Origin of the sequence: Enterobacter cloacae complex sp. P38RS, assembly GCF_014930775.1 — a bacterium.
GTDB lineage: Bacteria > Pseudomonadota > Gammaproteobacteria > Enterobacterales > Enterobacteriaceae > Enterobacter > Enterobacter bugandensis.
This window is the reverse complement of sequence record NZ_JADBRS010000004.1, coordinates 162,668-182,633: the sequence shown is the minus strand read 5'-3', so window position 1 is coordinate 182,633 and position 19,966 is coordinate 162,668. Positions and strand designations below refer to the sequence as shown.

The window sequence follows — 19,966 nt, the reverse complement described above, 5'->3', positions numbered from 1 at the left end:
CATCACCCCGCAAAGCCAAGCAGCTGCGCGGCGACATTTTCTGCCTCATCACGACTACGGAATGAACGCGACAGGACCCAGCGCCAAAGAACATCGAGCGCAGCTTTATAGAGCTGCTGGAACTCGAACTCGTCCATGTTGGCGAATGAGATGCTACGAGGATGTTTTTTTAGTGTTCCGTCAGGTAGCTGAATGGCATCAAAGTGCCCTGCCTCAACGATCACCCATGAGCGGTAAGCGTCAAAGGATTTGCACAGGCTAATGCCATTTGTGACCCGGCGGTATGCAACCTGCTCAAGATACTGCTCAGCAGCATCGATCAGCGCGCCCTCATTCCCGGCATACGAAGCCAGGAACTTGGCGTAGCCAGTAATCAGCTTCCTCTCGTTACTCGAGATAGCACCGCCGGCTGGTTCCCAGTATTCAAAACCGAGATTGAGAAGCGCGAAAAAGCGCCGGTGAAATGCCGGGTTTCGTACCCGCCTGAACTCGGCAACAAGAACATCGCCGAGCCGGGTTTTTGATTGCAGGATATCGCTGGTCTCGGGCGTAGCCGGGATCAGTATTCCTGAATGGTGTTTGATAAGTTGTAATTCTAGCGCCATGGTTCTCTCCGTGGCGCATCAGGTATAGGTTGTTCAGGCCTATGAAAGAATAATATCAGACGGTGGTGTAATTCGGTACCCAAGCCGTTTTGCAAATTGCATAAACCCGTTTAGAGTGAATATTTCTTCCTCTTCGAGTAACGGTCGTAATGAAACTATTCCATTTACTCGATAAACCAGATATCTCCCTTCCGCCGGGAAGCTATAGATAACTGCTTTATCGGCCCTTCTGACCACGTCGTACCATTGATCATCTGCATTAAAGGCATCTGCACTACACACTATTTCCCCCAGAGCGACTTATTGACGCGGTAAACAGTAATCGGGAACAGCCAGGGGAACGCAAACAGCGATACTCTTTGAAACTGCTCCAGTGAAATTCACGCGATTAATAAAACCACTCGTCGGCGCTTTCCCAGGTCTCCTGCACGATTTGCTCAACCTCTTTCTTGTCGCCCCCGAAAACACTCAGACCATCATTGCTGGCACGCTTAATCGTAAGCTGGCATTCATAAAACTGTTTACTGAGCCTTTTGAGCAGTTCTGACTCGAGTGCAGGTATAGCTCCATCAGGAAGTTTCTTCATGCGATCAATGGCTAACTCGATTTTCACTTTCCCCTCCGCAATGAATTACTGTATGCATGTACAGTATATTTATAAACTTATGTAACGGATTTTGCAACGTTTTATGTGATAACAATCTATCGCACGGAGAATGTGCCCCCCCAAACAAGCAACAGGTAACTTCTAGCGTGAAGACTTGAAGTTTCTGTGGTTTGAGTGTTTTAAAGCGGAAGCATGAATGAACATTTGGATATGTATCATGGCTCACAAGCAACATGTCATGACCACACTCTCCAGCCAGAACCTGCCTTGTAGATTCGCGCTTTGAGATCATCGTTCAAGTTCCCGTTGCAAATGTTCCCATCATTTGAATTAAAGATTTTTCAGCCATTGCCGATACTACTCTGGTCCTTGCTTGTGACGCGTTCAGTGTTCAGTGCTGTTTGCTTTGGCCATCCGGACTGATTACATACCGCCTCATCAAAGCCAATCCTTAATATAAAGGGAACTTATGAGATTAAAATATGCAGCACTCATACTCGCCGTTGCCATTACAGGCTGTGATGATAAAAAAGACGTGATCGGTTGTTCTTCTGAAATGACTCAGTCAGCGCTCATGGATTTATTAAAAAAATCTGCTTATGAAGGTCTCTCTGAACAGGTCGACAAATATCCTGACGTCACAAATCAGACCAAACGAAGCGCCCTGGACAAGATAAAACTGGTCATCTCTGAAATCTCCACAACCTCAAGTGACACTGGTAGCACAATGAAAACGTGTGAAGGTACTGTGACGATGACCCTACCTGCAAATGAGTACGCTCAGCTTTCCGATGCTTACAGAAAAAACTTTAACCGTAATCTCGATAAGCAAATGGAAAGCCTGTCTTTAGATAACAACGCAAACAGCTTTTCAAAACGCATCTCCTACACAGCACAGGCGACCGACGATCAGAAAAACGTGTTCGTAAAAGCCTCCTCTGATAATCCGATATCTGTGGGTGCCGCTGCACTTACATCGCTTTCAATTATCAACCCGATCGTTGAACAGCAGAAGATCCAACAGGCTAAGGATGCCCAGCAGAGCCAAATTGAAGCGCAACAGCAGGCTCAACTCAGGGCGCAGCAACAGGCCCAGTATGAGGCAGAGCAGCAAATTGAGAGACAGACACAGCTGCAGGCACAAGAAAAGGCAGAACAGCAGGTCCAACAGCAAAACACTGGGAGCCTTGATCAGTCCCGAATGGCCTTTGCGAATGCCGACTCTGATTTGAATACCGCCTGGAGCGCATTAACGCCGACAAAGAAAAAGGAGTTACTGCCTTCTCAGCGCCAGTGGATCAAAACAAAGGATGCTATGTGTGGCAAAGTTTCAATGCAGGGAACTGATTCAGAAGTTAAGAAAATGGTCGACTGTCAGACGCAAATGACCCTTTCAAGGACTGCTTTCATCAGAACACAATAACTGAAGCTCCTTTCAGGCTGGTGGCCAGAAATGAGCTGGCCCCAGCTTAATGCTTGATAATTTACGGCGAGTCCTGTGACATTTTTTCAAACATGGCACATACTCGTTTCGTCATAACCGTAGTGATTTAAAATGATCATCAGTCAATTGTTTTAGCTGTTCTAGTCCTTGATGGCATGTACGCATTGTGCCAAGAGCGGACCTAGGTAATGTAAAAGCTTCACTTTGTCATCCGTTTAATTGACTCAAGCTACTGGTTTATGTCCCGAATGTGTGGAAGACTTAAATTTAATAATAGCTAGCGTGCTACTTGTATATGTTATTATCTGAAAAAAAATTATCGATTTCAGAGGAACTTGTTGAAATATAGCCACATTAAAGTTAAGTTGATATACGTAAAAAACAGGGAGGTAGGTTGATTAACGTTCGACTTGCCTTAATGACCTAACCGATTGTATTGCTTAGGAATTAAAGCCGAGTATTTGCGATGAAAATAACTGAAAAAGCAGAGAATCTTCTAAAGAGTTTTATTGAAGATATTGAAAATAATGATAGCCTGAGAGATCACGATAAAAGGTTTGGTGCGCAGAGTAAGAGATTAAAACTTGAGTTTAAAAAACTTACCCCACCTTTGAATGTAATATCAGAACGGCTTTACACAATATCTAAAAATACTTTCTATTTAATCGAACTATTTGACTACAAAATTTATCTTCTGGCTAAGGGGATCCTGAATAGTATCGAGACGAGTAACCCTCTCACACTTGCCAATAATACAAGGGCAATTATCGAACAAATGGCTGTGTATCATTACTGTATTTATTCAATTGGAGATATGCTTGAAAGTTTAAAAGATCAGGGTGTGCTTGTAAAGATAAGTGAAATCATGGGGAAGTGCGAAAAAATTTTACAACGCACTTACGCAGGACAAGGTAAATCGTATGCGGAAGATGGTGCTAAAGCAATCCATGTAAATGAGGCAATCAAATCACTTAGTACTGAAATTAAAGATGCACTCGAAGTATATGATTACTTATGCGAGTTTGTACACCCCAATTACGGTAGCAATATTTTAGTTTCTTCAGGCGATCTTGGTAATGGAATAATTGCTGCTAGAAGACTAGAAGACAAAAATGTAGAAAACATGCTAAATATTATTTGTTCGGTTCTTGAACATTTAAATGTAAAAAAAATCATAAATCCAACTGTAACATGGCAATTAGAACATTATGTTGAATTATGTATGATGCGAAAGGCAACACTAGGTGGTATTTTCGCTGTAAAAAAGGCAATACCAATTGGAGATGGTAAGAGTATAAAAGATGCTTATTTCTTTAAAAACGCAAGAACATCTCAAGAAGGAATGCAACTGATGTATCAATATTTGTCTGACATCGGTTACAAAATAAATCCTCAAGATCGGCAGCAAGTGATTGATATAGAATCTCTTAGCTTGGGGTATCATATAGACTTATGGGATACCCCATTGGGTAAAATGTATTTTAAAACAAAAAGATATGTCGGCGTGTAAGAAATAACAATCAACTGTCTTCGGAAATTTCACTTGCTTCAACCCTGAAACTCCGATGAGTAGGACGTTAGTGTGCAAGGAGATATATGGCGACTAGTTACATTAGTGAACACAGCGCTGAGTACTATTTAGTACCAGCATTAAAGAAGATTTTACAGGAACAATATCGTTATGTTGCTCCGGTGTTTCCGTGGATATCTCGAGAGCTTAGTAATATCTCAAAGCATCTTCATAAAGATGACTGGTTTCATGTGCTAGTAATGTTTCCTCGCAGGCCGAAAATTAATGAACATGATGACCGTGAAGTATATGTAACCATTAATGGGGGACTAGAAGATTTTAATAAAGCAGGCAAAGAAAATGGAGTTCCAGTGATAGCTGGTTGTCCTATGGCTGTAAATATATGGGATTTATCGAGTTGTAACACTCACGCATGGATAAATCTTAACCAAATTAATTTTTATGAGTATTTAAATCCAATAAGTAAGCTGAAAAAAAATGGATGTTTGCTAGAAAAAGAGGACATTCTATCTCTTGTAAGGAAAAGTGCTGTTTTTAATTTAAAGTCTTTTGAAGACTTCTTTCGATATGCAAAAGAAACTCAACCTGACAGGATGTATGGTAGCCAATATAAGCCTGTATACTTTCTAATTAAGACACGCTAACACAAAAAAACGTTACCAATTTTTGTAGATCATTATCTCAGCTTTAATGTTAATTTTTCGCTCAAAGCAGACTGTCAGATTTGATAGTCTGCTGCCAGATAAAACTGTCAGGTCAAGTCTGAGCTAAAAGAGATAGGCTCTTAGTTTTAACGCCTGCAAGTTTTTAACGACGAGTCATATCAAATAATAGATTAATGGATTGATTACTTCATTCGATATCATTTCGTTGTAAATTTAAAATTTGATTGTCTATATGGGAAACCACTCGCCTAACCAGATCAGTAAGAGCTATCACATCTTGATTAGTTACAGAAATTAACTTCCCCGATGTATCCTTGCCGTTTCTGTGAACGATGTCATGACGTTTTTTTACCGCTTCACATAATGCACTAATGCAATCTTTTGGAAAGTCGATAAAAAGGACCCTTTTAAAAAGTTCGGGAATAACATCCATATTGTGAAAGGATATAAAATCCAATTCATCAATTATCAGCTGATCAAGTTCATCCATTTTTTTGAATATTTCATTAAAGGTAAATTTTTTCATGCCAGAAAATTTGTCATGAGACTCAATAAATCGACGCTTTACTGCAGGGCGATTAAGAACCTGCTTTTTCATGGTGTCAGACAGGTAAGCTTCTAATGCTGAGAATACGCCACTGAATGCTAAGCGTTGCATTAAGTGAAATTCTGGCAGATTCGTGGGAAGAATTACCAGCTCATCAAGGAAACTGGAGAAGTTACTATAAAATGACGTCTTGCCTGATTGCATTTCCGCAATGTCGTTAAAGTCATCAGCCCAGCCAGCACTAATCAGATCAGTCATATCTAACTCAACCAATGCATCATCTGGTGTAAAGCTAAGAATGGCAACTGTCCAGCATTCGGATGTCTTACATGGAAAGTGAAAGTCTCCAGCGGTATAATTTGGGTATTCATCAAAATCGTCTGAAAGCATAAAATTTAGTAGGTTATTATCATTGTGCAGACTTTGTGATTCATGCTCAGAATATCCAATTTTATTGGCGTCAATAAACAGATGAATCCACTCATTGATGTTAGTGTGATGTCTTAGAATTTTTAGCGCACATTCGTAATCGCTTTCTCCCCACGATTCCAATTTGCTAATCCAGGTTTTTCGCACGTCATGAAACTCATTTTCCAGTTGTTTCTCTGTGTATCCTTCCAGTGCCAGCCGTTTACGAATAGTACCCGCAGTTGAACGATATCCTTGAAATATAACTTCGCCTGAATCTTTATCAAGCTCACGTACGCGCTCGCTTTCACGGAAATGCCAGCGATGCCAAGTATTTTTCCACTCTTCGATTGTAAATCCGTTTAGCGTGATACTTGCATATGTGCCCATTTGCAAACCTCATTTCGTTTTCTGTGATCTATACATAAACCGATAGCATGTTATCTCAATGTATCACCGATCTATTTGCTGCTATAGATAACTATTTCATGTGATTCAGGTTCAGAAAACTCTGTAAGAGTCTATCCCATTAGAGTTATCTTGTTTTCCTGTTTGTCCATAGGCAGTACTCAGAGTTTTCATGTACTACGTGTACACTCCGGTTCTTACGCTCTGTCCGTGTACAATCTACCTGTAACGATACGCTTAATGGGGTAGGTTCTAAGTCATTCCTCGTGATTATGACCTGTTCCCCGTAGATTCGTATTCGATATATGTTAGTGATTCCATCGTTGTGAACTAACGTAGTATACGGTTATGTCCGTTTCTCGCTCAAAGCGGATCATTTCATCCCTCTACCCTTCCACCAGCCTTCATGCGCTCATATCTTGCTTTCAAAAGCTCCACTGGCGTCGGCCCCTTCGGTGCCACTGGTGCTGCCTGCGCTAGACAAACAAGCGTTGCAGTTCTGCTACTGTCAACTCAATCTCTCGTTTTATTGGCCTCAACGTTTACATTAACATTCAGCCGTCTCGCCTCCATCGTGATCACCTTTTGGGCAAGACACATATCGCCGCCATGCACTTTATCAATCAAGTGCTGAACAAGGGTCATCATCAAAAAATCCTTATTCGCCGGATAAAACTCAGTCATATCAATCCAGTGATCCCGCAACTGCTGATGTGCAGTTCTCTCCGTCTCAGCAACAATCTCGGCTACCCTAGCCTGCATCTTGTCAATCTGCTCAAAGACAATACGGTTTACGATTTCGATTTGTTCTGACGTTAAGTCCTTTTCCACCATTACCTCTTAGAAAATCTGTAGCTTAGAAAATTTAGATAATGAAAAACATAATATAAGAATAGGAAGAAAACCTTTAAATCGTTATGCGATCAGTGTCTTACGTTCTCACGCCTGAAACCTCTTTCCTCTTGCCAGGTTAATTCTGTCAACACATTCCCTCAATGCTTTCACTTGATCCGGAGAGAGATCAGATTCATCGATGTTGGTCAGAAGCGCGTTGAGGGAGCGCTCAATATCGTTTTTAGTCAACCGTAAACAGATAACCTTAACCCAACGTGGCGAGAACTTGCTGAGGCCGATTGCTCTTGTGATGCGTAGTTTCATGAGATGCCTCTTAACCGCCAGTGGTGGCGATTTCAAACTCGGTTATAACACACGTGGAGAAGACTTATGTGTTTATTTCGCCTTGAAAATTTCTAAGGTTCGTTTAGCCTTACGGCAATGAGGCTTTCAGTAAACATCTAGGTTGGTTTTCCAGCATGTCACACAAGCGCCTCGTCATAACCCGAAGCGGCTTATCAAGTGAAGGTAGTTTTTACGGTCATGCACAGGCTGGGATGTCATTTGTGTGCCAGAAGCAGACTTTAATATAGCTCCAGAGTCCTTTATGGGAGCTATTTACATCTGTCAAGCTTTAGCAAGCGGCTTCATTCGAAAACTAATACCCATACGATTAATGGCATTCATGGTGGCAATAACAATGGTAAGTTCAACCAAATCTTTTTCACCGAATACAGAAAGCGCTGCGGAATATGCTTCATCGGAAGCATGTGTTTCACTAACACGGGTAACTTCTTCCGCCCATGAGAGGGCAGCTTGCTCTATATCCGAGAATAAATAGGTAGCTTCTCGCCAGACAGGCACCAATACAATCTTTTCGACGGACATGCCACTCTTGATAAGATCGCGAGTATGTATATCTATGCAGTGTGCACAACCATTGATCTGGGAAACTCTTAAAAAAATTAAATGGATCAGCTCGGCAGGTAAACCTGTACCAGTAGTGGCGTAATGATGGAGCGCTGCTATAGCCTTGCCACCTTTATCGGAAACTTGAAACCAGTTTGGACGCTTCATCGTTATTTCCACCTTTTTGAGTTGTTTAAAATAAAAAGATGCCTCACAGAATCGCTACGACTGAATGACAGAATTTAAATTAGTACGTCTGCTCAGACGTTGTAATCTTAACCATTGATGTCATAGATAAAAGAGACAAAAAATGAGTAAAACGGTAGGACAATTATGGGATACCTCATGCAGTAAAACTGGATAACAATTTTAAAAGCAAACCCTGAGTGTTGATAAAATCCACGGTAGAGTCCGCTCCTCGCTCATATCAGACTATATGTTCCCTATGCCGTCCCTTCGGCCTTCATCCGCTGATATTTAGCTTTCAAAAGCTCCGCCGGTGTCGGCCCCTTCGGAGCAACTGGTGCAGCCAACGCCCGTCGAACGGGCGGAATCGGCTTCCTGGCCAGCACCCGCTTTTCCCACATACCCAGTATATCTCCAGCCTCACGCTCAAGCTCTTTGTGACTCAGTTGGCCATCGGTTCCGCGGCGCCGCAGTTCGAGACAAATGTGATAAAAAACCGGCTTCGGCCACGGATACAGCTCGCTGCTCGGGTACCGGAACACCAGCTTACGCCACTTCCAGTACTCAGCCATGACGTCAGCGGTGGTGATCCCCAGTACGCTGCGCCCTTCCCTGCACCACTTGATGAATTGGCCTGGCGAAGGCAGGAATGGACGCTCCTGGCGCCGTACCATGCACATGCCCGCTTCAACCTGTTCCAGAGTGGTGATCCCGTTTTCTTTGAAGGCCAGCACCCACTGACGGCGGATCTCGTTTACTTCCTCCTGGCTTCGATTAACCAGGCTTGCCGGAAACGCGGCCGCCAGCTGTACGAATAACCCGTTGATAATCTGCGCCACCTGCTGCGTTTGTTCGCGTTCGGTGTACTGCTCAGGCATGTTGTGTGCCACACGGCGTGCCTGTTCCCGGTCAAAATCGCGAATACTCTCGGCAAGGTTTTTCATTTCAGCACCCCGTCAATCCAGTCGGTGTTATGCAGGTCAATGCCGCCCCGGGATGGCTTTGCCGTTCCGGTTGCGCGCAGCCGCTTGGTGGTGAGCTGATCCCACTGCTTGCGCAGACTGGAAGGACTCAGGATGTTGTCTTTCCAGAACTCGTCCCGGTTAGCCCACTGGAACAGGTCACAGATTTCGTAGTGAGTACGCTTGTCCTGGACACGCATCAGCCTGATGGTATTCGCCCATTCAGCCCAGTTGGGTTCAGATAGCGATGCGTTGACGGTAAGAAGCCTGTCGTAAATCCAGCGTGCGGCCTTGAGGTCATCAGCGGATCCCCATGATTTACCTGCTGGGGTGTATATCCCAGCGGCAGCTTCTGGATGGCGTGAGAGAAACTGTTGAGTTTTCTGGTTTCGGGATTCGTCAGAATTCCGAGACGAGGATATTTTAATATTGTTCTTGTTATAGTCTTGGGTGTCTACCGTTTCCGGGAAGGTTTTTCCCGTTTTCGGTAACACTTTTCCCGATTTCGGGAAGACTTTTCCCGTTTTCGGTTTGTCTAAAATCCAGGCAGAAAGGTCAGTATTTATACCGACCGTTTTCATCACGCCCTGCTTCTGACTGAAGATAATTTTGCGTTCTGCGAGCGATTTGAGCGCATCAGAAACATGCGAATCACTCAATCCTGTAAGCTCGGCGATCACCGTGTTCGTAACGCGGTCCTGCTTCTTGTTCCAGCCGTAGGTAAGCCAGATCACCGCCTCAAAACACTGCCACTCCCGGCCTGACATTCTCAGACGAGGTTTTAGCTGTTGGATCTCGTTAGCGACCTTGGTATACCCATTCGACAGGTCGGCCATACGACCTCCCGGTTGTTCGGTTCTGTGGGGGAAATTGATAATTTCAGCTGTGTTTGACATACTTAGCTCGGCAATTACACTCCGTCTTTGCACCTGAAAGCCGTTGGTGTTCGAGCACCGCGGCTTTCGCCTTTTCAGAAGTCTTCACATTGCCCCCAGCATGGTTGTGACCATCGCCAGCAGCTGCGCAGTAAGGTCCGGATCGACACGGAACATCTCAAAAATCCCCTCGCCTAACTCCTTCAGCTTTTCCTTCTTTGGTGCATCGAGCATCAGAGCTTGCTTCGCCTCACTCACCTCTTTCTCCAGCCTGGCCATCCGGTAGGCATAGGAGTCGTTTTTAACGACACGGTCGCGGTACCGAATCGGTAATACAGACATGATCGCGGGCACCAGCTGTTCGACGTTTCTCCGGTACGATGCGGAGTCTTCTTTGTTGTCGAGCCAGCGAAACAGCTTCACGTTCCAGACATCGGCCTGGCCTGAGAAATCCACGCCATCAAGTTGAAGCTCTTCCGCCGCCTCTTGGATTTGAAGTGCTACAGCTATGCGCCCTTCTGCCGCCGCCCAAGCTCGTACCGCTGAGCAGATATCGCGATGATCGATATCCTTCACTGCCGATTCGCTTTGATGACACTGGAATATCAGTGAATTAGAGGAAGCTCTGCTACTCTGTTGAAATGAAACAGTTTGCATTGTTAAGGCTCCTGTTTAGGTAAACCGTCTGTTGGGTTTGGGTAGAGATCTGGGCGTAGTTCATGCGGAGTTACGCCTGTCATTTTGAAAATGGGAAAAATGAAATGCGGGGGTACCACCCCGTGATCACGATTCTTCCAGTGGCTTACGGACATACTTGTTACTCCAAGTGCAGTGCTTAGTTTCCTGGCAGACCCAGCAGCTCTAATTGCTTTATCAAGTGCGGACATTTTCTTTACCTTCATATTAAAAGTCAGAGTAAACCACAGATTTACACTCAATGCAAACCCAGAGTGTATTGCATGTATAAACCAAATATTTACAATGCCGATATGAGAAAAGAAGAACCCAACTTAGTATTGGTGGATCGCCTCACAGAAATCACTAACCGAGGCATCACCAAAGCAGATATGGCGCGCATAGCCGGAGTCACTCCTCAGGCCGTTAACGGCTGGTTCAAAAAAGGCGTAATTAGTAAGAAATCCGCACTTGCTATTGCAGATTCAGTAGGAGTATCGGTTGCCTGGCTTCTCGGTGAGGACGTCGGCGAAAAAAATGGCATCAAACCTGACGAACAACGATTGCTTGAGCTCTATCGCCAACTGCCTGAAGAAGAAAAGCAAAATATGCTTCGCATCTTTGCGCTTCGTCTTAAAGAACTTGATGAATTGTATGAGAAGTATATGAAAGGCCGTTTAAGAAATAATAGAGAGTGATTAACAACCTTCTATGTAGATGTCACTGATTACTCCAAAACAAACAAGCACTTGAATGTCATTGCTTTCAACGTTGTCGAGATATTCCAAGCAGTGAATCGCTTCATCTGAAAAATAGATTGTTTAGTGATATAATTAAGGAACTAATTATGGCTACACAGCGTACTTCTGGAGATGTGACTTTGCCTAAGTCAATTTGTTTTTTCAACCACAAGGGTGGAGTAAGTAAAACGACTACAACCTTCAATCTAGGATGGAGCATTGCAAGCAAAGGCAAGAAAGTCTTAATGGTTGATTTGGATTCTCAGTGCAACCTAAGTGGAATGGTTCTGGGTTTTGAGAAAATGGACGAAGGCCTTGAAAGCTTTTACGAGAGTCGTGAAAACTTGACGATGGGACCAATTGTCGATTACCTCATAAATGGTGGTCAACCGGAGACTTATCTTTCCCAAGATAAAGGAAAGCTAACTCCAACATTAAATGATAATCTTTTCCTTTTACCGGGGCATTTAAGCGTCTCGGATCTTGACTCGCAAATCAGTGTTTCCCTTAAAATCGCTGCAGGTATCCCTGCAACAAGAAATATTCCTGGCAACCTTCCTAAACTGTTGCAACTTGTAGCTGCGCATAATGAAGTTGACTATATTTTGTACGACCTTAGCCCGAATGTTGGCGGTTTAAATGAAGTAATGCTTATGTCTAGTGATTACTTTATTGTCCCTACTGCTCCGGACTTCTTCTGCTGGCAAGCTGTAAGTTCACTTTCGACTAATATACTGAAATGGTATCGTGAAATCCGTAATTTCAAAGAACAAAATGAATCGCATGCAAGTGCAGCCAGGTCGATTGGAAACAGTCCTAAATTCTTAGGGACGATCCAGCAAAGATATCGACCTCGTAACGGTTCTCCAGCGAAATCCTTTGAGAAATGGATTGATAACATTAGCCAAGCCGTGGATAACATTTTGGTTCCTCAGTTAACAGAATTAAACTGTGTTATGCCAAGAGAGAAAGTACAAGAGGCGTTAACTCAGACTGAATCAGAATTAGCGGCCTATAATCTGGCCCATATTTCTGACTTCAACTCGTTGATAGCCATTAGCCAACGTTTATCAACACCTGTGTTCTCGTTAACGAATCAACAAATTGCCGAAGCAGGTCAATTTGGTCATGCATTAAACACCATGCGGGAAAGCCGTGACCAATTTGCTTATCAGTTCGACAAGTTAGCCGACCGTATTCTTATTCTCACTGCATAATTTACTAACCCGGCCCAGGCCGGGTTTTTTTTACCCTGAACCGCTAAGCAAAATCCATCCCTCATTTCCTCCCTCCTGAGCTCAATATCTTTTGCCTTCCTCATATCGTTATCTTCACAAAAATCGAAATGTAAACTGTAGATTTACACCCATAACAAACTTGTGATTGACACAACTATAAACCAGTGATTTAATCGATATCACCAAGACGCACTACAAACCACCAAGGCAGGACGCCCACGAAGTAGCCGCCGACGGCATACGAATAGTCGGATGAGGTGGAGAGATTAACGCGCATCAGGTGTAAACGTTCCGCTGGCCGGCGATAAGGCAAACGAGGGTGAGAATGATTGATTTCGCACGCAAGCCAGGACGGCAGCAGGCTGTAAAGCTGAACTTCTTCGAAGTGATTCTTCGCCGCTTGTGCTACCTGCTGGCGCAAAAGGGGAATCCAGATGTGTAACTCAACAAAATGCGGGTACTGCGGCAAGCCGGCTAAACCGGAGGAAGTAGTCAAAAGTACCCTTCACTATCGCAACGGCGCACAGCTGGCGCGCAAAGAAAAAGAATACTGCTCTGAACGTTGTGCTTCGTACGACCAGATGGCACACGAGGCATAACGTAAAAGCCGCGCAAGGCGGCCCGTACGTCCGGTGCTCCCGACCAAAGTTACACCGGAAAACTACTTAATAAACCAAAGTTCACCCAATGGGCGCTTTCTCTGGCCCGGGGATCTTACATCCAAAAAAGAGGATCTCACATGGAATTTTTCTATGTAGTGAAGGCTACGCAGAAATCTGGCAAAGAAGACGCAGTGATTTGGTTCACTGCGAAATCTGAAGCCCGTGCCAACCTGCAGCTCGATGTTGAGCTGGAAGATGCCGGTGTTGAAACCGGCCGCGGTAAGGATTATGCCAAACCTGTTCGCACCGATTTCCCAGTCTTCGACGACCTCCCGGAAGAAAGCACCGTGGATTACACCTGGTGCAAACGCTACGAACTGGACGAAGACCAGCGTACGTGGAAAGTGAAGTTACAGCTTGAAGATTCTCACCAGAACTCTTCTGAGCAGTCAACTTGCAGTATTACTGCTACCGACACAAAGATGCCTGAGCTGCTCACCGTTGCTACGCTCCCACTGCGTCAGCGCATTCTGGCTCAGTTCATTTCTGACGAGTACGCCTATCACATCGACACTGAGCAGAAGAGAGAAATTCAACAGCTCGAGATGGATGTCGATAACAGCTACGTTCAAAACATGCTGCTCGCTGCAGAGAACGTCGATGCGTTCAAAAAAGCGACTGAATTCGAAATTGCTAGGGTTGTTGAGGCTCTGAAGACTGTATTCCCGTTAGACGGGAAGCGGACAGAGCTGTCTCTTGTCATTCATTTCTTTAAGACCTGGTTCAACACCGAGCATATCGATCGCGGCATTCTCGTTCGTGAATGGGCTGCCGGTAATCGTATCAGTAATGTTCAGCGCACTGATTCTGGTACCAATGCAGACGGTGGCTATGTGACGGATCGTGGCGAAGGCGCGCACCACACTCTGGACACTCTCGATCTTGAGATCGCATGTGCCCTGCTGCCTATGGATTTCCATCACTTTGAAATCCCCTCAAGCGTTTTACGTCGCGGCAAAGAAATCGTGGCGAAGAAAGAAGAACCATGGAAATCATGGAGCACCATCCTGCGTAATCAGCCCGGCGTAATGGCGGTGAACCGTGCAGCAATCTTCAATCTGATCCGCATAGCGCCGGAAAACATCCACCACACGCCAGCGGCTCATCTTGAGTTTGTGAATAAAACCATGACGGCTGAGTTTATCTCTGCTGTGGAGTTACTGCCGTTGCCTACTCCTGTAGTTGAGACTGAAGCCCCAGTTGAACAACCGCAGGTTGAAAATCTCGGCAGTGGAGCGTTCTCCATCGATGGCCTGATGGGTGGAAATAACAATCCGGGCATCAATACCACCTCAAATGAAGTCGTAAAAACGGAAAACACAGCGGAGACCACCAGCGATGTGCAGATGGAAGCGGCTAAGCCAGAGAAAGACGAAGATGTTGGTTCGGTACCACCGGGCGAAAGCACTGATGCAGCTAATTCGCAGACAGATTCCGTAGAAGCAGACCAGTTGCAGGAAACAACAATTGACGTTCAGGAATCGAACCCAGAAGTGGAGTTCCCTGCAGACTTCGAACCTGGCCGATACGAAGGCCTACCGAATGACGTTTATCACGCTGCGAACGGCATTAGCTCAACCCAGGTGAAAGATGCCCGCGTCAGCCTGATGTACTTTAACGCGCGCCATGTGGCTAAAACCATCCCGCGCACAGCATCCAAAGTGCTGGATATGGGAAATCTGGTGCACGCCCTTGCACTGCAGCCGGAAAACCTCGAAGCAGAGTTCAGCGTAGAACCGGAGATCCCTAAAAGTGCGTTTACGACCACCGCAACTCTGCGTGAGTTCATCGACGCGTACAACGCCAGCCTGCCGGCACTCCTGAGCGCTGACGAGATTAAAGCGTTGCTTGAAGAACATAACGCATCCCTTCCCGCTCCAGTGGCGCCTTGCACCAGCCTGGAAGAAACGGCTCAAAGCTATATGGCTCTCCCTGCTGAGTACCAGCGTATTGAAGAAGGCCAGAAGCAGACAGCCACGGCAATGAAGGCATGCATTAAAGAGTACAACGCCACCCTGCCCGTGCCGGTTAAAACCAGCGGCAGCCGCGATGCGCTACTCGAGCAATTAGCGATCATCAATCCTGATTTGGTCGCACAGGAAGCGCAGAAACAGACGCCGCTGAAAGTCTCCGGCAGCAAAGCAGACATGATCCAGGCAGTTAAATCAGTTAAGCCCGATGCCGTGTTCGCAGACGAGCTGCTGGATGCCTGGCGCGACAACCCTGGCGAAAAGATTCTGGTTACCCGCCAGCAGCTGGCCACAGCACTGGCAATTCAGTCTGCACTCCTGGCGCACCCGACCGCTGGCATGCTGCTGACACATCCAAGCCGCGCCGTTGAAGTGAGCTACTTCGGCTTTGACGACGAAACAGGTTTAGAAGTGCGTGTACGTCCGGACCTCGAAATCGAACTGGACGGCGTGCGCATCGGTGCGGACCTGAAAACCATCAGCATGTGGAATGTGAAACAGGAAAGCCTGCGCGCCAGGCTGCACCGGGAAATCATTGACCGGGACTACCACCTCAGTGCGGCTATGTATTGCGAGACCGCGGCGCTGGACCAGTTCTTCTGGATTTTCGTCAACAAAGACGAGAACTACCACTGGATCGCCATCATTGAGGCATCCACTGAATTGCTGGAACTGGGCATGCTCGAGTACCGCAAAACAATGCGCGCCATCGCAACCGGATTCGACACGGGCGAATGGCCAGCGCCGATCACTACCGATTACACAGATGAACTGAACGATTTCGACCTGCGCCGCCTCGAAGCGCTGCGCGCTCAGGCTTAAGGGGGATTTATGCATAACACTAACCTTACCGTTACTGACCAGAACACCGTTATTAACTCCAACGTGGCTTTGTTTGATTCCCAGTATCTGAACGCCATCAGCACGTTCGCGCAGATCATGGCGCAGGGCACTGCTACCGTTCCTAAACACCTGCAGGGCAACCAGGCCGACTGCATGGCTGTAGCGATGCAAGCGGCACAGTGGCAGATGAATCCCTTTGCCGTGGCCCAAAAAACGCACCTGATTAACGGTGTGCTCGGGTATGAAGCGCAGCTGGTTAATGCCGTCATTTCACGCAGCGGCGTGCTGGCCAGCCGCTTTGAATATGAATGGTACGGACCATGGGAAAAGGTTGTTGGGAAATTCCATATCCGTAAAGGCGACAAAGGCGAGTACCGCGTCCCGGGCTGGACCCTGGCTGACGAAGCCGGGATCGGCATTATTATCCGCGCAACCCTGAAAGGTGAAGATCAGCCAAGGGAACTCGATTTGCTGCTGGCTCAGGCCCGAACCCGAAACTCTACCCTTTGGGCTGACGACCCCCGCCAGCAGCTGGCATACCTGGCCGTCAAACGCTGGGCGAGACTGTTCTGTCCGGATGTGATTCTGGGCGTTTACACCCCTGATGAGCTCGATGATCGACGAGAAGAACGAGAGGTAAACCCTGCACCGGCGCAGCACGTTAGCCTTGCAGACATTTCAGGTGACAACGTCACTACCACTCAAACGGCTCAGGAATCAGCTCAAAACATCGATGCACTTGCTGATGATTTTCGTGACCGCATCGAGGCGGCTCAGGATGTGGATAGCGCTAAAGCTCTGCGCGCAGATATTGAAACCGTGAAAGCAATGCTGGGTTCTGCCCTGTTCACTGAGCTGAAAAACAAGGCCGTGAAGCGTTATTACCTGGTTGATGCACGGAACAAAGTCGAAGCAGCCATCAATTCCTTGCCACCTTCAGATGAACCCGATGCAGCTGCGCGGTTCGCAGAGGTAGAGCGCGTTCTTGCATCGTCTAAACGCCATCTGGGCGACGAATTGCATGGTCAGTTCAGCATCACCCTGGCGGATATGAAACCGGAATACGTGGACTAACGAGATCGGGAGGGGAAACCCTCCCTCAAGGAGAAGAAATGCGACTGATTAATCGAGGCAGTAAGCAATCCCCTTTGGCTCGCCAGGCATGTGAAATCGCACTCGCAGCCCACCAGCAAAGATACGGCGACTATGGGCGCAGCAAGATGAAAGAGACCTATACGGTGAGAGTGGAAGGCGTGAAGGTCTGGGTTGAAGTGGTCAACTGCAAGGCAAGCTACGTGGCCACAGCAATGACTGGTATGCGCCGACTGCGTTCCCTGCCCGGCCAGGCAAACTGAAACTGAAATATCAACGACTACAGACCGGCATATCTATACTCATGCCGGTTACCTGAGGTGAACCATGTCGCAGGTAATTTTTAACGAAGAATGGGTTGTTGGCGCAAGACTCACAGAAAAAACAGGCCTGACCGAACGACAGATTGAGAAGTATCGACAGGGCTGTTGGGTGGAAGGTGTCCATTTTAAACGGGTTTCTCCTTCCGGAGAAAAAACCTTGCGTGGCACAACCTGGTACAACTATCCGAGAATTAATCAGTTAATAAGGGATGCGTAAGATGGCAGCTTTGCCTACAGGTGTCGAAATCAGAAACAATAAGATTTGTATCTGGTTTATGTACCGAGGAAAGCGATGCCGCGAAATTCTCAAAGGTTGGATTAACACCCCGGCGAACATCAAAAAAGCCGGGAATCTTCGGGCTGTGATCGTTAGTGAGATCAACCTTGGAGAGTTTGATTACCACCAGCGCTTTCCTTCATCGTCCAGAGCAAAAAAAACCGTAACCACCGTTTCAGTTCAAACCTTTTCAGAACTGTGTGAACTATGGACGAGCATTAAAGAAACCGAAATTAGCGCGAACACGATGCGTAAGACTCGCTCACAACTCGGTACGTTAATGCACATCATTAACGGAGATACGCCTGTTTCAACTATACGCCACAGCGACATTCTTAAATACAGAAAGGAGCTGTTGAACGGTGAGACACTTTACCTGGCAAATCCGAGAAGTAACAAACAGGGACGCACTGTGCGTACCGTGAACAACTATATATCGCTTCTGTGCTCCCTTCTTCGGTTTGCACACAAATCTGGCTTTATCAGTGGCAAACCTTTTGAAGGGATCAAGAAACTACACAAAGGGAAAGTAAACCGGATCCTTTAACGAAGCAGGAGTTTAGCTTGCTTGCCGAATCCGAGCGTGGCCAAAGTCTCAATATGTGGACGTTCGCAGTTTATACAGGTGTGCGTCATGGAGAGCTCGCAGCCCTTGCCTGGGAAGATATTGACTGGGAAAAAGGTACGGCTCATATACAGCGCAATCTTAATGCCTTGGGCATGTTCGGCCCACCAAAAACCGAAGCAGGTAACCGGGTTATCACCCTTTTAGAGCCGGCACTTGAAGCCTTGAAAGCACAGCGCAAGCTGACGGCGCTGCAGCCTAAAACCGAAATTGTCTTTAATCATCGCGAGTATGGCGCAGTGGAACATCAAAGTCTGCGATTCGTTTTCATACCCCGGATGCGCAAGGGAGAACAGAAAGCCTACTACTCTTTATCGAGCATAGGTGCGAGATTCAACGCAGCTGTAAAACGTGCTGGTATTCGCCGCCGGAATCCGTACCATACGCGGCATACTTTTGCTTGCTGGCTGTTATCTGCCGGCGCTAACCCGTCTTTCATAGCCAGCCAGATGGGGCATGAAAACGCGCAAATGGTTTATGAAGTCTACGGTGCGTGGATTGAAGAAATGAATGGCGAACAGGTGCTGATGCTTAACGATAAGCTCGCACGCTGATAAATTTTTGCCCCTATTATGCCCCTACTGGCTCCGAAGGTAGTAATAAATGCAAGAAAATCAATCAAATACAAAGAAAGAGCAATACAACCTGAATAAACTGCAAAAGCGCCTGCGCCGTAACGTGGGCGAGGCCATTGCGGACTTCAACATGATTGAAGAAGGCGACCGCATCATGGTTTGCCTGTCAGGGGGTAAAGACAGCTACACCATGCTGGAGATCCTGCGTAATCTTCAGCAAAGCGCGCCGGTTAATTTTTCCCTGGTGGCGGTCAACCTTGACCAGAAACAGCCGGGTTTCCCGGAGCACATTCTGCCGGAATATCTTGAACAGCTGGGCGTTGAGTACAAAATCGTCGAAGAAAACACCTACGGCATCGTGAAAGAAAAGATCCCGGAAGGAAAAACCACCTGCTCGCTTTGCTCCCGTCTGCGCCGCGGCATTCTCTATCGTACAGCAACGGAACTGGGCGCGACCAAAATTGCGCTGGGCCATCACCGCGACGATATCCTGCAAACGCTGTTCCTGAACATGTTCTACGGCGGCAAGATGAAAGGCATGCCGCCTAAGCTGATGAGCGATGACGGCAAGCATATTGTGATCCGCCCTCTTGCCTACTGCCGGGAAAAAGACATTGAGCGTTTTTCTCAGGCGAAAGGGTTCCCGATCATTCCATGCAATCTGTGCGGCTCACAGCCGAACCTGCAGCGTCAGGTGATTGGCGACATGCTGCGCGACTGGGACAAACGTTATCCGGGCCGTATTGAGACCATGTTCAGCGCGATGCAGAACGTGGTTCCTTCCCACCTCGCTGACGTAGAGCTGTTCGACTTCAAAGGTATCAACCACGGCTCGGAGGTGGTGAATGGTGGCGATTTGGCGTTTGACCGGGAAGAGATCCCAATGCAGCCTGCGGGCTGGCAGCCGGAAGATGATGACAATCAGTTCGAAGAGTTGCGTCTGAACGTGCTTGAAGTGAAATAAG

Annotated in this window: 21 protein-coding genes and 2 pseudogenes; 13 read left to right on the top strand and 10 right to left on the bottom strand. The window is 46.6% G+C overall.

The features are described from left to right. Positions 1 to 2: 2 nt before the first annotated feature. Positions 3 to 605 carry a DUF1367 family protein gene (locus IM303_RS08255; protein WP_193359798.1) on the bottom strand — a complete coding sequence of 201 codons (603 nt, stop codon included), beginning with the start codon at positions 603 to 605 and terminating at the stop codon, positions 3 to 5. A 388-nt stretch (positions 606 to 993) separates the two neighbouring features. Continuing rightward, positions 994 to 1,218, bottom strand: a complete 225-nt coding sequence (locus tag IM303_RS08250; protein ID WP_038419647.1) for a DinI family protein — start codon at positions 1,216 to 1,218, stop codon at positions 994 to 996. 463 nt (positions 1,219 to 1,681) lie between these two features. Between IM303_RS08250 and IM303_RS08245 the strand changes: the two genes are divergently transcribed. The 3 genes from IM303_RS08245 (at position 1,682) to IM303_RS08235 (ending at position 4,831) form a co-directional block, all read left to right on the top strand. Further along, positions 1,682 to 2,635: a lysozyme inhibitor LprI family protein gene (locus IM303_RS08245; RefSeq protein ID WP_038419649.1), complete on the top strand. Its 954-nt coding sequence runs from the start codon at positions 1,682 to 1,684 to the stop codon at positions 2,633 to 2,635. 487 nt (positions 2,636 to 3,122) lie between these two features. Next, positions 3,123 to 4,166: a hypothetical protein gene (locus IM303_RS08240; protein ID WP_038419650.1), complete on the top strand. Its 1,044-nt coding sequence runs from the start codon at positions 3,123 to 3,125 to the stop codon at positions 4,164 to 4,166. Positions 4,167 to 4,252: 86 nt separating this feature from the next. Next, positions 4,253 to 4,831 carry a hypothetical protein gene (locus IM303_RS08235; RefSeq protein WP_193359797.1) on the top strand — a complete coding sequence of 193 codons (579 nt, stop codon included), beginning with the start codon at positions 4,253 to 4,255 and terminating at the stop codon, positions 4,829 to 4,831. A 208-nt stretch (positions 4,832 to 5,039) separates the two neighbouring features. On the opposite strand, the gene IM303_RS08230 is transcribed toward IM303_RS08235, so the two are convergent. From IM303_RS08230 to IM303_RS08195, 8 genes are all read right to left on the bottom strand, one after another. Then, positions 5,040 to 6,197 carry a HEPN/Toprim-associated domain-containing protein gene (locus IM303_RS08230; protein ID WP_182035515.1) on the bottom strand — a complete coding sequence of 386 codons (1,158 nt, stop codon included), beginning with the start codon at positions 6,195 to 6,197 and terminating at the stop codon, positions 5,040 to 5,042. A 531-nt stretch (positions 6,198 to 6,728) separates the two neighbouring features. Further along, positions 6,729 to 7,049 (bottom strand): nitroreductase, encoded by a 321-nt coding sequence (locus IM303_RS08225; protein ID WP_227014137.1) that lies wholly within the window; start codon positions 7,047 to 7,049, stop codon positions 6,729 to 6,731. A 105-nt stretch (positions 7,050 to 7,154) separates the two neighbouring features. Beyond that, on the bottom strand, positions 7,155 to 7,373 hold the full coding sequence (locus IM303_RS08220) for a hypothetical protein (protein WP_038419652.1): 219 nt from the start codon (positions 7,371 to 7,373) through the stop codon (positions 7,155 to 7,157). Positions 7,374 to 7,676: 303 nt separating this feature from the next. Then, positions 7,677 to 8,126, bottom strand: coding sequence for a carboxymuconolactone decarboxylase family protein (locus IM303_RS08215; RefSeq protein ID WP_014832179.1), 450 nt, complete (start codon positions 8,124 to 8,126; stop codon positions 7,677 to 7,679). Positions 8,127 to 8,401: 275 nt separating this feature from the next. Further along, positions 8,402 to 9,088, bottom strand: coding sequence for a replication protein P (locus IM303_RS08210; RefSeq protein ID WP_193359796.1), 687 nt, complete (start codon positions 9,086 to 9,088; stop codon positions 8,402 to 8,404). Continuing rightward, positions 9,085 to 10,002 (bottom strand): replication protein, encoded by a 918-nt coding sequence (locus tag IM303_RS08205; protein ID WP_038419655.1) that lies wholly within the window; start codon positions 10,000 to 10,002, stop codon positions 9,085 to 9,087. The genes IM303_RS08210 and IM303_RS08205 overlap by 4 nt, the downstream gene beginning before the upstream one ends. 84 nt (positions 10,003 to 10,086) lie before the next feature. Then, a complete protein-coding gene (locus IM303_RS08200) occupies positions 10,087 to 10,638 on the bottom strand; it encodes a toxin YdaT family protein (protein WP_193359795.1) in 552 nt (183 codons plus the stop codon). Positions 10,639 to 10,640: 2 nt separating this feature from the next. Then, positions 10,641 to 10,868 (bottom strand): YdaS family helix-turn-helix protein, encoded by a 228-nt coding sequence (locus tag IM303_RS08195; RefSeq protein ID WP_084832179.1) that lies wholly within the window; start codon positions 10,866 to 10,868, stop codon positions 10,641 to 10,643. 72 nt (positions 10,869 to 10,940) lie between these two features. Between IM303_RS08195 and IM303_RS08190 the strand changes: the two genes are divergently transcribed. From IM303_RS08190 to ttcA, 10 genes and pseudogenes are all read left to right on the top strand, one after another. Then, positions 10,941 to 11,354 (top strand): helix-turn-helix domain-containing protein, encoded by a 414-nt coding sequence (locus tag IM303_RS08190; protein ID WP_193359794.1) that lies wholly within the window; start codon positions 10,941 to 10,943, stop codon positions 11,352 to 11,354. A 149-nt stretch (positions 11,355 to 11,503) separates the two neighbouring features. Next, positions 11,504 to 12,613, top strand: a complete 1,110-nt coding sequence (locus IM303_RS08185) for a ParA family protein (protein WP_070533033.1) — start codon at positions 11,504 to 11,506, stop codon at positions 12,611 to 12,613. A 307-nt stretch (positions 12,614 to 12,920) separates the two neighbouring features. After that, positions 12,921 to 13,076: pseudogene (locus IM303_RS22200) on the top strand (hypothetical protein); the annotation flags it as partial. Further along, a complete protein-coding gene (locus IM303_RS22195; protein WP_227014136.1) occupies positions 13,069 to 13,233 on the top strand; it encodes a YdaE family protein in 165 nt (54 codons plus the stop codon). The pseudogene IM303_RS22200 and the gene IM303_RS22195, both read left to right, overlap by 8 nt. Positions 13,234 to 13,373: 140 nt before the next feature. Continuing rightward, positions 13,374 to 16,088 carry a RecE family exodeoxyribonuclease gene (locus tag IM303_RS08175; protein ID WP_193359793.1) on the top strand — a complete coding sequence of 905 codons (2,715 nt, stop codon included), beginning with the start codon at positions 13,374 to 13,376 and terminating at the stop codon, positions 16,086 to 16,088. Positions 16,089 to 16,097: 9 nt separating this feature from the next. Beyond that, a complete protein-coding gene (locus IM303_RS08170; protein ID WP_193359792.1) occupies positions 16,098 to 17,183 on the top strand; it encodes a RecT family recombinase in 1,086 nt (361 codons plus the stop codon). A 38-nt stretch (positions 17,184 to 17,221) separates the two neighbouring features. Then, the gene (locus tag IM303_RS08165; protein WP_020882485.1) at positions 17,222 to 17,464 is read left to right on the top strand and encodes a DUF4060 family protein; all 243 of its coding nucleotides are present in this window, start codon (positions 17,222 to 17,224) and stop codon (positions 17,462 to 17,464) included. Between the two features lie 64 nt (positions 17,465 to 17,528). Next, positions 17,529 to 17,741, top strand: coding sequence for an excisionase family protein (xisR, locus tag IM303_RS08160; RefSeq protein WP_014884030.1), 213 nt, complete (start codon positions 17,529 to 17,531; stop codon positions 17,739 to 17,741). Position 17,742: 1 nt separating this feature from the next. Continuing rightward, positions 17,743 to 18,980: pseudogene (locus IM303_RS08155) on the top strand (Arm DNA-binding domain-containing protein). A gap of 49 nt (positions 18,981 to 19,029) precedes the next feature. After that, on the top strand, positions 19,030 to 19,965 hold the full coding sequence (gene ttcA, locus IM303_RS08150; protein WP_045260636.1) for a tRNA 2-thiocytidine(32) synthetase TtcA: 936 nt from the start codon (positions 19,030 to 19,032) through the stop codon (positions 19,963 to 19,965). Position 19,966 lies beyond the last annotated feature (1 nt).

Coding starts and splice junctions, on each gene's coding strand:
- IM303_RS08255 (WP_193359798.1), bottom strand. CDS start 605: ATGGCGCTAGAATTACAACTTATCAAACACCATTCAGGAATACTGATC.
- IM303_RS08245 (WP_038419649.1), top strand. CDS start 1,682: ATGAGATTAAAATATGCAGCACTCATACTCGCCGTTGCCATTACAGGC.
- IM303_RS08240 (WP_038419650.1), top strand. CDS start 3,123: ATGAAAATAACTGAAAAAGCAGAGAATCTTCTAAAGAGTTTTATTGAA.
- IM303_RS08235 (WP_193359797.1), top strand. CDS start 4,253: ATGGCGACTAGTTACATTAGTGAACACAGCGCTGAGTACTATTTAGTA.
- IM303_RS08230 (WP_182035515.1), bottom strand. CDS start 6,197: ATGGGCACATATGCAAGTATCACGCTAAACGGATTTACAATCGAAGAG.
- IM303_RS08225 (WP_227014137.1), bottom strand. CDS start 7,049: ATGGTGGAAAAGGACTTAACGTCAGAACAAATCGAAATCGTAAACCGT.
- IM303_RS08220 (WP_038419652.1), bottom strand. CDS start 7,373: ATGAAACTACGCATCACAAGAGCAATCGGCCTCAGCAAGTTCTCGCCA.
- IM303_RS08215 (WP_014832179.1), bottom strand. CDS start 8,126: ATGAAGCGTCCAAACTGGTTTCAAGTTTCCGATAAAGGTGGCAAGGCT.
- IM303_RS08210 (WP_193359796.1), bottom strand. CDS start 9,088: ATGAAAAACCTTGCCGAGAGTATTCGCGATTTTGACCGGGAACAGGCA.
- IM303_RS08205 (WP_038419655.1), bottom strand. CDS start 10,002: ATGTCAAACACAGCTGAAATTATCAATTTCCCCCACAGAACCGAACAA.
- IM303_RS08200 (WP_193359795.1), bottom strand. CDS start 10,638: ATGCAAACTGTTTCATTTCAACAGAGTAGCAGAGCTTCCTCTAATTCA.
- IM303_RS08195 (WP_084832179.1), bottom strand. CDS start 10,868: ATGTCCGCACTTGATAAAGCAATTAGAGCTGCTGGGTCTGCCAGGAAA.
- IM303_RS08190 (WP_193359794.1), top strand. CDS start 10,941: ATGTATAAACCAAATATTTACAATGCCGATATGAGAAAAGAAGAACCC.
- IM303_RS08185 (WP_070533033.1), top strand. CDS start 11,504: ATGGCTACACAGCGTACTTCTGGAGATGTGACTTTGCCTAAGTCAATT.
- IM303_RS22195 (WP_227014136.1), top strand. CDS start 13,069: ATGTGTAACTCAACAAAATGCGGGTACTGCGGCAAGCCGGCTAAACCG.
- IM303_RS08175 (WP_193359793.1), top strand. CDS start 13,374: ATGGAATTTTTCTATGTAGTGAAGGCTACGCAGAAATCTGGCAAAGAA.
- IM303_RS08170 (WP_193359792.1), top strand. CDS start 16,098: ATGCATAACACTAACCTTACCGTTACTGACCAGAACACCGTTATTAAC.
- IM303_RS08165 (WP_020882485.1), top strand. CDS start 17,222: ATGCGACTGATTAATCGAGGCAGTAAGCAATCCCCTTTGGCTCGCCAG.
- xisR (WP_014884030.1), top strand. CDS start 17,529: ATGTCGCAGGTAATTTTTAACGAAGAATGGGTTGTTGGCGCAAGACTC.
- ttcA (WP_045260636.1), top strand. CDS start 19,030: ATGCAAGAAAATCAATCAAATACAAAGAAAGAGCAATACAACCTGAAT.